This is a genomic window from Succinivibrio dextrinosolvens DSM 3072 (assembly GCF_900167015.1).
Classification (GTDB): domain Bacteria; phylum Pseudomonadota; class Gammaproteobacteria; order Enterobacterales; family Succinivibrionaceae; genus Succinivibrio; species Succinivibrio dextrinosolvens.
In genome coordinates this window covers 1-14,220 of the sequence record NZ_FUXX01000031.1, presented here as the reverse complement: position 1 = coordinate 14,220, position 14,220 = coordinate 1, and the positions used below count along the sequence as shown (strand labels likewise).

At 39.4% G+C, this 14,220-nt stretch carries 10 protein-coding genes; 3 read left to right on the top strand and 7 right to left on the bottom strand.

Annotated elements, in window-relative coordinates:
* Positions 1 to 4: 4 nt before the first annotated feature.
* The gene (locus B5D46_RS08500; protein ID WP_078929087.1) at positions 5 to 904 is read right to left on the bottom strand and encodes a DMT family transporter; all 900 of its coding nucleotides are present in this window, start codon (positions 902 to 904) and stop codon (positions 5 to 7) included.
* A 289-nt stretch (positions 905 to 1,193) separates the two neighbouring features.
* Here B5D46_RS08500 and B5D46_RS08495 point away from each other — a divergent pair, with 289 nt between their 5' ends.
* Positions 1,194 to 1,715 carry a DUF2846 domain-containing protein gene (locus B5D46_RS08495; protein ID WP_078929086.1) on the top strand — a complete coding sequence of 174 codons (522 nt, stop codon included), beginning with the start codon at positions 1,194 to 1,196 and terminating at the stop codon, positions 1,713 to 1,715.
* A 107-nt stretch (positions 1,716 to 1,822) separates the two neighbouring features.
* Here B5D46_RS08495 and metG read toward each other — a convergent pair whose 3' ends face one another.
* The 3 genes from metG to B5D46_RS08480 all read right to left on the bottom strand — a co-directional run bounded on the left by metG (position 1,823) and on the right by B5D46_RS08480 (position 5,737).
* Entirely contained in the window at positions 1,823 to 3,892 is a 2,070-nt protein-coding gene (metG, locus tag B5D46_RS08490) for a methionine--tRNA ligase (protein WP_268844395.1), read from the bottom strand.
* Positions 3,893 to 4,064: 172 nt separating this feature from the next.
* Positions 4,065 to 4,349: a hypothetical protein gene (locus B5D46_RS08485; protein ID WP_078929084.1), complete on the bottom strand. Its 285-nt coding sequence runs from the start codon at positions 4,347 to 4,349 to the stop codon at positions 4,065 to 4,067.
* Positions 4,334 to 5,737, bottom strand: coding sequence for a DUF3329 domain-containing protein (locus tag B5D46_RS08480; protein ID WP_078929083.1), 1,404 nt, complete (start codon positions 5,735 to 5,737; stop codon positions 4,334 to 4,336). The genes B5D46_RS08485 and B5D46_RS08480 overlap by 16 nt, the downstream gene beginning before the upstream one ends.
* A 68-nt stretch (positions 5,738 to 5,805) precedes the next feature.
* Here B5D46_RS08480 and mfd point away from each other — a divergent pair, with 68 nt between their 5' ends.
* Positions 5,806 to 9,306, top strand: a complete 3,501-nt coding sequence (gene mfd, locus B5D46_RS08475) for a transcription-repair coupling factor (protein WP_078929082.1) — start codon at positions 5,806 to 5,808, stop codon at positions 9,304 to 9,306.
* Positions 9,307 to 9,314: 8 nt separating this feature from the next.
* Here the strand turns inward: mfd and B5D46_RS08470 are convergent, their stop codons facing one another.
* Together B5D46_RS08470 and B5D46_RS08465 are read right to left on the bottom strand one after the other, a co-directional pair.
* On the bottom strand, positions 9,315 to 11,078 hold the full coding sequence (locus tag B5D46_RS08470; protein WP_078929081.1) for a glycoside hydrolase family 13 protein: 1,764 nt from the start codon (positions 11,076 to 11,078) through the stop codon (positions 9,315 to 9,317).
* 124 nt (positions 11,079 to 11,202) lie between these two features.
* Entirely contained in the window at positions 11,203 to 12,732 is a 1,530-nt protein-coding gene (locus tag B5D46_RS08465) for a fumarate hydratase (protein WP_078929080.1), read from the bottom strand.
* A 375-nt stretch (positions 12,733 to 13,107) separates the two neighbouring features.
* Between B5D46_RS08465 and B5D46_RS08460 the strand changes: the two genes are divergently transcribed.
* Positions 13,108 to 13,878 carry a hypothetical protein gene (locus B5D46_RS08460; RefSeq protein WP_078929079.1) on the top strand — a complete coding sequence of 257 codons (771 nt, stop codon included), beginning with the start codon at positions 13,108 to 13,110 and terminating at the stop codon, positions 13,876 to 13,878.
* 195 nt (positions 13,879 to 14,073) lie between these two features.
* Here B5D46_RS08460 and B5D46_RS12480 read toward each other — a convergent pair whose 3' ends face one another.
* Entirely contained in the window at positions 14,074 to 14,214 is a 141-nt protein-coding gene (locus B5D46_RS12480) for a transposase (protein ID WP_373604445.1), read from the bottom strand.
* Positions 14,215 to 14,220: the final 6 nt, after the last annotated feature.

The window sequence follows — 14,220 nt, the reverse complement described above, 5'->3', positions numbered from 1 at the left end:
CAATCTATTCAGACTGTTTTGTTCTTCTGAGTTTTATCTGAGTCAGAATTACAGCAGAAAACATCAGTGCAGCACCAAACAACTCGCGTTCAGACATAATAGATTCACTTAAGAACAGAATTCCGAATACAGCTCCCATAACAGACTCAAGTGACAGGATAAGTGATGCAATGGTCGGATTTATACCACGCTGAGCCACAATCTGCAGTGTATAGGCAATGCCGTTTGACATAATACCGGCATAAAGCAGGGCAGGAATACATTTAATTAAAGCAGGTGCAGATGGGAATCCGGTAAGACACATCATAATAAGGCCTAAGAATGAGGCACAGAAAAACTGTCCGCAGGATAAAATCACACCATCAACATGATTGATAAAGTATGCTATAACCAGAATATGGCAGGCAAAGCCAATTGCACATAGTAATACAAGCAAATCACCTTGCTCAAAGCTTACATCATTCTTAATACAGAAAAAATACAGACCTATACAGGAAATAATAACAGCAGCGATAATCTTAAGAGAAAGCCTGTGACCAAGAAATACACCGAGAATCGGCACAAAAATCATATATAAAGATGTTATGAAGGATGCTTTATTAACATCTGCAGTAACCAGGCCGAACTGCTGGAGAGATTCAGATAGGATTAAAAAAAATCCACAGCAGATAGAACCAATGATTAGATATCTTTTATTTAAGGTGCGTGGTTTAATCTGATGTTTTTTATTATGAGCCTTAATAAACAGAATTACAGGAATTAAAAACAAAGCACCTAATAAGGTTCTGAAAAATGTAAATGCAAACGGAGATATGTAAGACATTCCTAATTTCTGAGCGACAAAACCAGAGCCCCAGATAGTTGCTGTAATAAATAATAAAAAGTACTGTCTTAACTCAAACATAGAAATTCCAGAATTCTTATATGATGGGGTGACATTTTAGCTCAACTATATATGTATTTAAAACCCTCACTAAAATATATCACAACTTCGCATAATTTATATTATGTTAAATTTTAGATAGTTTAGTTCACGTTAAGATAAATAAACAATTTTTACTTTAACAGAAAAAATCCTTCTGTCTAATATATTGATTACTTTGAACTATCTCTAACATTCAAATAATACTTTAATGCTATGCTTCTATTAAACAAAACAACAATCAAACAAACACACTCTTCCGGATATACATATGAAAAAGATAAGTGTACTTATTGCGGTAATTACCTGTCTGTTCACTCTATCCGGATGTGTCGCTGATTATGCTTCCGTTGATGACGAGAAATTCGCCAAAACATTTAAGATAAAAGATCCGAATACCTCTCAAATCTATATATACAGACCTAAACATTACTTTGGCTCATGGATGAAGAAAAGAGTCTGGGTAGATGGTAAGTTTGCTGCAGATTTAACTAATGAAACCTTCTTTGTTGCTGTTGTAAAACCTGGACAGCATATCGTCTCAACCAGATCAGAGTTTGGTAATAACCACATTACCTTTAAAACAAAGCCAGGTCGTAACTACTATGTTAAACAGAATATCAAGTACGGTGTTTTTGCTCCTGGCTCAGGGATCCGTCTTATGAGTTATAAGGTCGCTATGAAAGATATTCTGAATCTTGATCTGGTGGAAGGCTTTGAAGATGATGAGAAGGATATAGATAAAAAAGATTTTCACGATCTAAAAAAGGAACTTTACTCTAAAAAACAGTAAATCCCTACTCTTTTCTCTATTTAAGATTTCATACTTTTCTCATAAAAAAATAATCCAGAAACTATAAAGCTTCTGGATTACTTTGAAACTTAACTGTAAATCTCTAATTAGTGGATTCTATCGCCGTTTACAGCACCAGAATCAACGCCTAACAGGAATACTTCGGTTCCGCCTGGACCTGCAGCAGTAACCATACCCTCTGACAGACCGAATTTCATCTGACGAGGTTTTAAGTTAGCAACAAGAACTACCTGACGACCAACTAATGAGTTAACATCCTTGTAAGCAGCCTTGATACCAGCGAATACCTGACGGGTCTCAAAACCGATATCAACCTTTAGCTTTAACAGCTTCTTAGCCTCAGGAACTTCTTCAGCACTTACAATAGTACCAACACGAAGATCGATCTTAGCGAAGTCATCAATAGTAATTTCTGGAGCTAAAGGCTCAATTCTGCCCTCTTCACCCTTTGATGATTCCTGCTTATTCTGTGGCTTAGTTGCGTTAGCAGCTTCCTTTAAATCTTCCTTTGAGTTCTCAATCATTGCATCGATTGTAGCTTTCTCAATACGGCTGAATAAAGGCTTGAACTTGTTGATGGTATGGGAAGTCAGAGGCTTCTCTACAGTTGCAAAATCAAGTTTGGTATTCAGGAATTCAGAAGCATTAGCTGCAACTTCAGGTAATACAGGCTGCAGATAGGTTATTAAAGCCTTAAACAGGTTGATACCATCTGAACATACTCTCTGAAGCTTGTCATCCTGACCTTCTTCCTTAGCAATAACCCAAGGAGCCATTGAATCAATGTATCTGTTGGCATCATCGGCTAAAGTCATGATTGCTCTGATTGCATCAGCATAGTTACGACTCTCATAGCCCTTGATTACATCATCCTTGATTGCAGCAATCTTAGAGATAATCTCCTCATTATAAGGAGCATCAGATAGCTTGCCGTCAAATCTCTTGGTAATGAAGCCAGCAGTTCTTGAAGCAAGATTTACTACCTTACCTACGATATCAGAGTTTACCTTAGCCATGAAATCGTCTAATGAAAGGTCGATATCAACAGCTGATGAATTCATCTTTGATGCAAAGTAGTAACGTAGAGTCTCTGGCTTTAGGTACTTTAAGAAGGTCTTTGCCTTGATGAAGGTTCCCTTTGACTTTGACATCTTAGCGCCGTTTACTGTTACATAGCCATGAACATAAATGTGGTCTGGAAGACGTAAATCAGCAGCATATAGAGTTGCAGGCCAGAATAAAGAATGGAAGTACAGAATATCCTTACCGATAAAGTGTACCATCTCAACAGATGAATCCTTCTTGATGAAATCATCAAAGTTCATACCCTTCTTTGAGCACAGATTCTTTAATGAAGCAAAGTAGCCTACAGGTGCATCCATCCATACATAGAAGTACTTGTCCTCAGCGCCAGGAATCTTGAAGCCGAAATAAGGAGCATCACGGGAAATATCCCACTGCTTTAAGCCCTGTGAGAACCACTCTTCTAGCTTGTTTGCCATTTCCTTCTGAATAACACCTGAATTTCTGATGAAATCATGAAGAAAATCCTTAGCCTTTGGTAAATCGAAGAAATAGTGAACTGACTCCTTAAGCTCTGGTTTTGCACCTGATACTGTTGAGTATGCATCCTTAAGCTCGGTTGGGTCATAGGTTGCACCGCATACTTCGCAGTTATCACCGTACTGATCCTTTGCACCGCAGCGAGGGCATGTTCCCTTAACGAATCTGTCTGGAAGGAACATGTTCTTCTGAGGGTCGAATAACTGGGAAATCTTCTTGGTTACGATGTAGCCCTTTTCAAATGCCTTCTTGTACATGTAAGACATCATTTCCTCATTTTCAGGAGAATGTGTCTTGTAATAGTTGTCATATGCAATCAAAAAGCCCTTAAGATCCTCATCGTGATCCTTGGTGGTCATCTCAATCATCTGCTCTGGAGTAATACCCAGCTGACCAGCCTTAATCATTACAGGGCTGCCGTGGCAGTCATCACCGCATACATAAGCAACCTTATTACCGATTGCTCTGTTGAATCTTACGAAGATATCTGACTGAATGTGCTCGAGCATATGTCCTAAATGAATAGGACCATTGGCATAAGGAAGTGCGTTAGTAACCAGGATTGTTTTTTGAGTCATTTTGTCCTCAGTTATTTTCTTTTTGAATTTTATGAATAATTGGCGACTATTTTACTACAAATGGTGACCTTTGGCACAAAAAACACACTAATGGGCAGTCAAAAGACAAGAGGAAATAAAAGGAATAAAAAGAAAAGCAGATATAGAAATTTAATCCATCGCCTAATGACGATGGATCTGTTAGATACTATTTCTTATTAACAGAATTCAATGTCTGAGCAGACATACGGCTGTTCATAGGAAACTGTGTTGATGATACCTTCATTGCAAGCTTAAGCTTGGCAAAATCCTCTGCGTTAGGTTTAGCAGTCAGATCTCTGATTTCACTTTTATCTGCAAAAGTGCCTTCAGTAAGCTGAATATCAACTTTTTTCTTTAAAAGCAGGCAGATAAAGTCATGAAGCTCATCCATATCAGCATCACCTGCCTCAACTTTGCTTAAAAGCTTAAATAGTTCTAATGGGTTTTGCATACCGGTTCACCGTAACTTACAACGTATTTCAAATCAAAATGTATAAATGATGGAGTCAGATCACAGGCCTTGGTAAATGAATTTACATGATAATATCTTGCTGCAATCTGATTTGCAAAGTTTTCCTTTGAAACCTTCATAGCACCAATAAAGATATATCTTCCTGACTGTACATGCATAATAGGAACTTCAAGATCCTTCTTGCCCTGAGCAATCTGGTCTGCAATTGATTTCTCAAGTTCAACCTGATCTGCCCTGGCCTGTAACAGAGCTCCAAAGGCATTTGTACTTGTAACGGCAAAAAATACAAAAAATAAAGCATAAATTGTCATTTTATAGGATGACTTCAAAGGATTTATGCTGTGTTTTTTCAAAGCTGCATATAAAGCTACATTGGCAGCCAGTACAAACATGGTAAATGGAGCTGCTGAACGTCCAGGAAAATTAGGTGAAAAAATCATGATTGCCAGGGAGATGAAGCCTAAGGCAAAGCAGTAATATGAAGCATACAGCTCTGAGGTGCACTTTTCTTTAAGATTGTTTTTCTTAAATAGTACATAGAAATATACGTAGCACAGAATAACTGGCAGATTCTCAATCAAAGAGATAAGGAAGATCTGTACAGTGTTAATTAAGTGAGTGAAATAATTAAAATTATTCTGAGCCATACTGTCATAGCGAGCAGCATTACCAGGAGACAGAGCCAGAACTAAAAAGCCGATACCCATACCGATTAAACCTGCAGTCTGCCAGATGGTAAGCTCATGTCTAAAAAGCTTATACAGACATAAAAGTCCGGTAACGGCACAGATGGCAAAGCCTGTATTCTCATTACACCAGCCAGCGATAATGCCAAGAACAAACATCATTACCGCAAACATCATTCCATGCTTAGCTCTCTCCTCATTTAGTGAAAAACGGAATGGAAGCAGATACAGAATAATAAAGGTTGAGGTGAAAAGATAATTACAGGATGTAACCAGCATGAAAACAACTTCACCAAAGGATCTCATGCACAGCCATAAACCGATGCTGATGAATACAACAGGTACAAATGGCATTTTAAATGGAGAAATCCTTTTACCAGTACCCATTAAATAAATTATATAAATCAAAGAGATATAGCATAAGGCAGTTGCTAATGAGGATACAACCTTACCACCCCATAAAAGACACTGAGCAAGGAAATGAGGAGGAGTTCTTCCGCCCCAGGTGAAATAATGTCGGTACTGGGAAACACAGATATCCCATAAGGATGACACCATATCCTCGGTACCTTCGATTAGCTGATATCTGTAATCATTTGAATAATAAGGAATTAAAAACGCAAAAATCGCAATAAAAGAGAACCAGAATAAAAGATAGATATTTGTTTTCAGTTGGAACATAACAAACTCGATATTAGTGTAAAATTACAGTAGACAAGTATAGATCAAAGTTTCAAATATTAGTAATTATGCAACTCAAAGACTTATTAAAAGCTGATATCAACATTTCTTTTTCAAATTCTGTAAAGCATATTGGCAATCTGAATATTACCGGTATCATCGGAACCATAGGAGCAATCTATGAAAAAAACGGCGGTCCATGCCTGGTAATCTGCGCAGATAACTTTGTTGCACAAAGTATAAAATCTACTCTACTTGCAGTTCTTCCAAAGGTTAAGGTTGAATATCTGCAGGACTGGGAGACACTGCCTTACGATACTCTGTCACCTCATCAGGATATCGTCTCCTCAAGAATCAGTATTCTCTCAAGATTAAAAACATTTAAGAATGAAATAGTCGTTACCACTGTTCAGGCAATTATGCCAAGACTAAGTCCTGTAGACTATATCAAAGCCAACAGCTTCTCAATTTCTAAGGGAGATATCAGAGATATTCAGGAGATTCAAAAGGAGATGACCTCCCACGGATATCTGAGAGTTGAACAGGTTTTAGCTCCTGGAGAGCTGGCCATCAGAGGATCTATCCTTGATATTTATCCTATGGGCTCGACAGTTCCATACAGAATTGATTTCTTTGATGATGAGGTTGATTCAATCAGAGTCTTTGATGTCGACACACAGAGATCACTTGAAAAAGTTGACAGAATTGCCCTGCTTCCTGCTCATGAATATCCACTCAATGAACAGTCAATAAGTGTTTTCAGAAGCAATTACCGAGATGCATTCATTGGCGCAAACTTTGCCTCTCACTCTATTTATCAGGCAATATCACGAGGTGCTATTCCTGCAGGTATCGAATACTACATGTCACTGTTCTTCAGCTCAATGAGCTCTATATTTGACTACCTGACTGAAGACTACAGAATCATAACCGTAGATGATGTAAACAAGGCTGTAACCGAATTTGACGTCGAGGCTCATAAACGAGCACTGGAATTTGCAGGAAATCCAGACCATCCACCGCTTCCTGTTTCAAAGGTATTCCTAAATCCACAGGAAGTTTCAGATAATTTAAAGAAATATCAGTTAATAGAGCTTTATCAGGATAGCTTTGATAGTGAGCAGATTGAAAAAAGAGGCTTTTATAACACTGATTACGTCAAAATTCCCGATATAAGCTATAACCGACAGGAAAAGGAATCGCAGAACAGATTTATTGCCTTTGTAAGTGACTTTATAGATAAAGGCGGAAGAATTCTGATGTCTGCAATCTCAGAAGGACGCAGACAGAGTCTTAGGGAAACACTGCCACGTGTTATTACCGACAAATACGGTATAAAGGCGGCATCCTCATTTGAGGATTTTCTCAATGCAAAAGATCCGTTCATGCTTACCTTGGCACCATTTGATGAAGGTCTGATTATTCCTTCAGTAAAGCTGTGCTTTTTAACTGAGAATGAAATTCTTGGCTACAAGGTTGTAAGAACCAGAAAGGTCTCAAAGAACTCACAGATTTCTCAGGATACTATTATCAAAAACCTATCCTCCCTAACCGAAGGTCAGGTTGTGGTTCATATTGATCATGGTATCGGACGCTACCGTGGACTTAAAACCATGGAAATAGGAGGCATCAAGGGTGAATATCTGACCATTGAGTATCAGAATGGCGATATGCTCAATATTCCTATTACAGCCCTATCCAAGGTTGCAAGATACTCAGGCTCGGAGAATCCTCCTTTATCCAGACTTGGCTCGGATACCTGGAACAGACACAAGCAGAAGGCTGTACAGAAGGTCACCGATGTTGCAGCTCAGCTTCTTGATTTATACGCAAGACGTGAAGCCAGCAAAGGAACTAAATTTGAGGTTGATGAGAAGTCATTAGATGAATTTGCCTCAGGCTTTGGCTTCGTGGAAACCCCGGATCAGAAAGCAGCTATTGATAATACGCTTGCAGATCTTGCAAAGGAACAGCCAATGGATCGACTTGTCTGCGGTGATGTTGGCTTTGGTAAAACCGAAGTTGCCCTAAGAGCCGCCTTTGTTGTTGCCGCCTCTGGCTCTCAGGTTGCAGTGCTGGTTCCAACCACGATTCTTGCCGAACAGCATTATCAGAATTTTATTGAAAGATTTGCCGGAACTGCCATCACTATTGAACTGCTGTCCAGATTCAAGACTGCAAAGCAGCAGAAAGAAACCTTAGATAAGGTTGCACAGGGAAGTGTCGACATTATTATCGGCACACACAAGCTTCTCTCAAAGGATATAAAATTTAAGAAGCTAGGTCTTATCATCGTTGATGAGGAGCATCGCTTCGGTGTAAAGCAGAAAGAGAAGCTCAAGGAGCTACGAGCTCAGGTTGATCTTTTAACTCTTACCGCAACCCCAATTCCAAGAACACTGAATATGGCAATGGAGGGAATGCGTGAGCTTTCAATCATCGCCACTCCTCCAGAGCACAGACTTGCGGTTAAGACCTTCGTAATGCAGAATTCAGATACCATTACCCGTGAAGCCATCATGCGTGAATTAAGACGTGGCGGACAGGTCTATTATCTGCATAATGATGTTTCAACCATCTCTCAGAGAGCACAGCAGCTTGCAGCCCTGGTTCCAGAGGCAAAAATCGGCATTGGACACGGTCAGCTTAATGAAAAGGAGCTACAGAAGGTTATGCGTGATTTCTACCATCAGCGATTCAATCTTCTGTTATGTACAACAATCGTTGAAAACGGTCTTGATGTTCCAACAGCCAACACCATTATCATCGACAGAGCTGATATGCTTGGTCTGGCTCAGCTGCATCAGATCAGAGGTCGAGTGGGACGTTCTCATCATCAGGCCTATGCATACCTGTTCACTCCTCCAAAGGAGCTTATCTCCAAGGATGCAAAGCTTCGTCTTGAAGCAATCGCGTCACTCGAGGAATTAGGCGCAGGCTTTGTGCTTGCAACTCATGATATGGAAATCAGAGGTGCAGGTGAGCTTCTGGGTGAAGAGCAGTCAGGTCAGATTGAGTCTGTGGGATTCTCTCTATACTCAGAAATGCTTGAGGCTGCCGTAAAGGCTCTTAAGGAAGGTCGAGAGCCTTCTCTTGCCGAGCTAACCTTAAATGAGTGCGATATCGATCTGCATATTCCATGTCTTCTGCCATCAGATTTTATTGGTGACATTAACACCAGACTGTCGTTATACAAGAGAATTTCATCCTGCTCAACACCTGATGAATTTGAAGATCTGAAAATTGAGATTATCGACAGATTCGGCTTTCTACCACCTCCAGCGGTTAATCTTTTTGAGGTCTCATGGCTTAAAAAGATTGCAACCGATCTTGGAATCAAGAGAATCAATGGAGATGAGAAAGGCGGCATAATTGAGTTTAACAGTGATCATAAGATTTCTAATGAGTATCTGATAAAGCTTATGACCACATGTAAACACAATGAATACCGTATTACAGGACAGAGCTCAATGCGCTACAATCTGCCGGAAACACCTGAGTATCCAAGATTAAAGCTCTTAAAACAGCTGCTTTTGGCCTTCAGTGCAAACAGCTCGCTTGCAAAGTAATAGTACCTCTAGAGGCGTACTACCAGTGCGCCTCCTGCCTTTAAGATACCATCGGAGAATTTATAAGAGAATAGAACCTCAGGCTCTTTCCCAAAGGATACTGCCCTGTCGTTCTCTTCAGCATTCAGATAGATTCTGATACCGTTACGCTCATAGACAATAAATCTTCCTTCAGTTTGGACAAAGCGGTAGTCATCACCTAGGAACTCGTGATTATCAATTCTCATTCTAATCAGACTATGAACCTGTCTGAAGGTTTCATCGCGGGATTTATCCTCGATAATATCCCATCTCATAGGATATCTGCAGTAAGGATCATTCTCTCCCTCCATAGCGATTTCTGTTCCATAGTAAATACAAGGTGAGCCAGGAAGCGTAGAAAGAATAACCAGCATCTGAATGAAATAATCGTAGTTGTTAACACGAGTATACATTCTGCCGATGTCATGACTGTCAAAGAGGTTAAAGATATTCTCATTAACCTGCTTCTGGTACATTGAATAGCAGAAATTTACCGCATACTTAAAGTCATCCGCACTCTTACTCTTATCAAGATAGAAATTAGAAAGATTCTCAAGATATGGATAATTCATTACAGAATCATATTCATCTCCCTGAAGATACTGAGATGAATTTACCCAGATTTCTCCTAAAAGGAATATATCCCTGCGGTAGGCCTTTAGCTCTGAATGAAGCTTTTTAATAAAAGCATGTGAGATCTCGTTTCCGACATCAAATCTGATACCGTCGATATTCCACATATCAATCCACTTTTTGCAGACATTGACAAAATATTCCATAACCTCAGGATTGTTGGTATTGAGCTTAGGCATATTGTCAACAAAGGCAAAGGAATAGAATCTGCTGTCCTTGGTAGACTTATGGGTTATGGTGAAATTCTCGTCGTCATTGATGTAAAACCAGTCGTAATACTTTGATTTTCTTTTATTTTCTACAACATCCTTCCATGCAAAAAAGCCCAGGCCGCTGTGATTGAACACAGCATCAATCATCACCCTGATCCCCAGAGAATGGGCCTTTTCAACAAGAAGCTTCAAATCAACATTTGATCCAAAATTAGGATCAATATGCAGGTAGTCATCAATGTTGTACTTATGATTGCTGTCAGAAACAAATAAAGGGTTAAAGTAGATGCCGTTTACACCAAGATCATGAAGATACTCTAGTCGGTTCATGGCACCTTTCAGATTTCCGCCATAAAACACATTATGACCAAAGGAAGACAGATCATCCCATTTACTTAGGTTACCTTCAAAAGGAGCTTCTTCTCTGCTGAAACGATCTGGAAAAATCTGATACCAGTAGGTATTCTCTACCCATTTAGGATGAACACTGATATCAGCCTCATTCATCCAGGCAAACTTGAAATATTCCTTAAATAAATTCTTTTTGAATTCTTCCTCAGTGACTATTCCGCTTTCCTGATAAACCATGGTTTCGTTATTTACATCAGTCAGTCTGAAATAATACTGAAGTCTTTTATATTTAGGCTTTACAGTTACTGAATAGATGTACTCATGCTTAAGCTCGTACTTAAGCTGCATCTCAAATGGCTGACCATCCCATGGAGCAGAGGTTGAACAGCCGTTTATATAAGGATCATCAGCATACAGAGTTACCTTTTTTATGGTCTTATTGGTTCTGATATTTACAATAAGCTCATCTTTGTTATAGGCATAGCAGTCATTAAAGCCGCTGATATGAGAAATACCTTCAAGTACCATATGTCCCTTTACGATTCTAGCTTTCATTTAAGAAAGAAGACATCGCCCCCTATGTAGATTGTTGTGATTTTGGTTGTTTTAATTCTAGCAAAAAAAACGGATCTGATATTACACAGATCCGCCTTTGTGATTACAGAAAATTAAACCTTAATTAGATATACTTAAACTTAATCTCGGCAATCTTCTTTGACCATTCCTGAGGTCCGATGTGATGAATTGAGTTACCCTGAGAGTCAACAGCAACTGTTACAGGCATATCCACAACCTTGTACTCACGGATAGCTTCCATGCCAAGATCCTCAAATGCAAGAACCTTAGCAGACTTAATTGCCTTTGAAACCAGGTAAGCTGCACCACCGGTAGCCATCAGATAAGCAGCCTTGTGCTTCTTGATTGAAGCAATAGCCTCAGGACCACGCTCTGACTTACCAATCATGCCGTATAGGCCGGTATCTGCAAGCATAGTCTCAACAAACTTATCCATACGTGTAGAAGTGGTTGGACCTGCAGGGCCTACAACCTCATCACCAACAGCAGGAACTGGTCCTACGTAGTAAATGAACTTCTTGTGGAAATCAACACCGTCTGGTAGAGGCTTGCCTTCCTTGATTAAGTCTGCAACACGCTTATGAGCAGCATCACGGCCGGTCAGAATTGTGCCAGACAGTAATAAGGTTTCGCCCATCTTCCATGAAGCAATCTCTTCTTTGGTAATGGTATCAAGATTTACACGCTTAACATTAGCATCTGAACCGCCAATCTCGATATCTGGGTAATCATCAAGTGATGGTGGAACAAACTCTGCAGGACCTGAACCATCAAGAACAAAGTCAATATGACGGGTAGCTGCACAGTTAGGAATAATTGTGGTTGCCTTTGATACAGCGTGGCATGGGTAGGTCTTAACCTTAACATCAAGAACAGTGGTAATACCACCTAAGCCCTGAGCACCGATACCCAGCTTGTTGATCTTGTCATATAGCTCTAAACGAAGCTCTTCCTCTGCATTCTTAGGGCCACGTGCGATCAGCTCCTGAATGTCGATAGGATCATTTAAAGCTTCCTTAGCAAGGATTGCAGACTTCTCTGGAGTACCGCCAACACCGATACCGATGATTCCTGGAGGACACCAGCCTGCACCCATATGAGGGATCTCGCTTAATACGTAATCTACAACACTGTCTGAAGGGTTCAGCATACGCATGTGGGTCTTGTTCTCAGAACCGCCTCCCTTTGATGCGATTGCAACTTCAACCTTATCACCATGAACCATCTCGATATGAACAACGGTAGGAGTATTATCCTTGGTATTGATTCTCTTTCCCAGAGGATCAGTCAGAATTGATTTACGTAGAGGATTGGTCTCATAGCAGTAAGCACGACGGGTACCTTCGTCAACCATTTCCTGAATGGTCATATCACCTTCGAAGCGAACGTCCATACCGATCTTTACGAAACAGGTTACAGCACCGGTATCCTGACATAGAGGACGCTTACCGATTGCACACATTTTAGAATTAACTAAAATCTGAGCAATAGCATTCTTAGCAGATGGATTCTGCTCAATATCATAGGCATGCTTCATTGCCTTTAAGAAATCACGTGGGTGATAGTATGAGATATATTGAATCGCATCGCATACTGATTCAATAAAGTCTGCAGTTTTAATTAATGTTGTCATAGATGGTACATTCCTTGTATTTGTATACAAAAAGACTATTTAATTCTAATCCATTTTTTTTTCAATAAGTAGACTTAGTTAGCATTTATGTGGAAAATAGCTCATCTTAGAAAAAATAATTAAATATATTAGACAAAATAGTGCGTAAGCGGACAGATACCATCACAAAAAAACTACTGTCACATGTCCCGTTTTGAGGTGATCAAGAACACGTAAACGGTCTATTATTTATCCATGTTTTGTTTAATTTAACCGAATTTTAGGGTTAAATCCACACAACTTGTTGTCACAGCTCAAAATTTAACTAATAAAGTCAAAACAAATCTACGCTAAGTCGTTATAATATATAAAAGAATAATAAATTGAGATTAAGAAATGCTAATAACGATTGCTGTAATCTTTGTACTTTTGGCAACCTTTCTGCTGATTATCATAAACATGTACAGTGATTATGTTTCACGTAGAGAACAGGATGCAAGACTGATTGCCAATAAAGCTAACAATATTATTGCAGAATGCGAGGAATTGTTACTGAATCAGGCACAGGTGGCCTTTTCAAAAACACTTGTGCTGGTGCTTCATTACCGTATTATTCGAGCTCTTCGCAAAAGAGCCATTGATCCAAAGCGCAGAGAAGAAGTAAAAGAGCGTATCGCCAATGAAGAGCGAATGATCAATGAGATTAAACAGACCTATAAAGATTCCAATACCTTCAAGGCTCCAGAGAACGATGCAATGGCGCTGACACAGCTGCGTACCATCAGACATCTGCGCGGAATTCTCAAATCAGAAATGAAATCAGGAGTTCCTATCAATCCAACACTTATCAATAAAGAGGATCGCAGACTTTACGTTCTGGTTCTGAAGGTCAACCTTTCAAATCTGATTCAGAAAGTTTTTGAAATGAAACGGCTGAAACAGAGCGGAACCTGTAAGACCTTAATTGAAAAAGGTCTGTCTGTTATTAAGCAGGCTGGTGTAAAGGACAGCTGGATTCAGGAAAAGGAAGACCTGCTTAACAATATGTTAACGGGACTTAATGCTGAGAAGAAAACAACAGCAAAGCCTAAACAGGATGCAGCTCAGGGTCAGGAGGATGACAAGAGCGATCTTGATGAAATCTTTGGTGATAAGAAGAAGTGGTAAGATTTACAGTTCTTATGATGAAGAGGCTGGCTAAAAAGTATGTCAGCCTCTTTCATTTTTCAAACATAGAATTTTGTTATTTCTAGGGAATTGAAATTTTCAAATACGATTTTGTTGAGATATTTATTTTGATTGGAGATTTTTAGAACTTTTAGAGAGATAAGGTAGGAAGCTTAAGGTATTTCTTGTTCTTTTTTAACTTATTACCGCATTCATTTCATTTCTTATATTGGCCCATTTTCTTATATTATGAGCCAGAGCCACAAGCCCAAATTCAATTATTACCTTCGCTTTAGATCGCAGTCTGAATCTTTTGAAACCGTGATTATATTTGATATCACC

Bases quoted from the DNA above. Each gene is read 5' to 3' on its own strand.
- mfd (WP_078929082.1), top strand. From the start codon at position 5,806: ATGCAACTCAAAGACTTATTAAAAGCTGATATCAACATTTCTTTTTCA.
- B5D46_RS08495 (WP_078929086.1), top strand. From the start codon at position 1,194: ATGAAAAAGATAAGTGTACTTATTGCGGTAATTACCTGTCTGTTCACT.
- B5D46_RS08485 (WP_078929084.1), bottom strand. From the start codon at position 4,349: ATGCAAAACCCATTAGAACTATTTAAGCTTTTAAGCAAAGTTGAGGCA.
- B5D46_RS08460 (WP_078929079.1), top strand. From the start codon at position 13,108: ATGCTAATAACGATTGCTGTAATCTTTGTACTTTTGGCAACCTTTCTG.
- B5D46_RS08500 (WP_078929087.1), bottom strand. From the start codon at position 904: ATGTTTGAGTTAAGACAGTACTTTTTATTATTTATTACAGCAACTATC.
- B5D46_RS08465 (WP_078929080.1), bottom strand. From the start codon at position 12,732: ATGACAACATTAATTAAAACTGCAGACTTTATTGAATCAGTATGCGAT.
- B5D46_RS08480 (WP_078929083.1), bottom strand. From the start codon at position 5,737: ATGTTCCAACTGAAAACAAATATCTATCTTTTATTCTGGTTCTCTTTT.
- B5D46_RS08470 (WP_078929081.1), bottom strand. From the start codon at position 11,078: ATGAAAGCTAGAATCGTAAAGGGACATATGGTACTTGAAGGTATTTCT.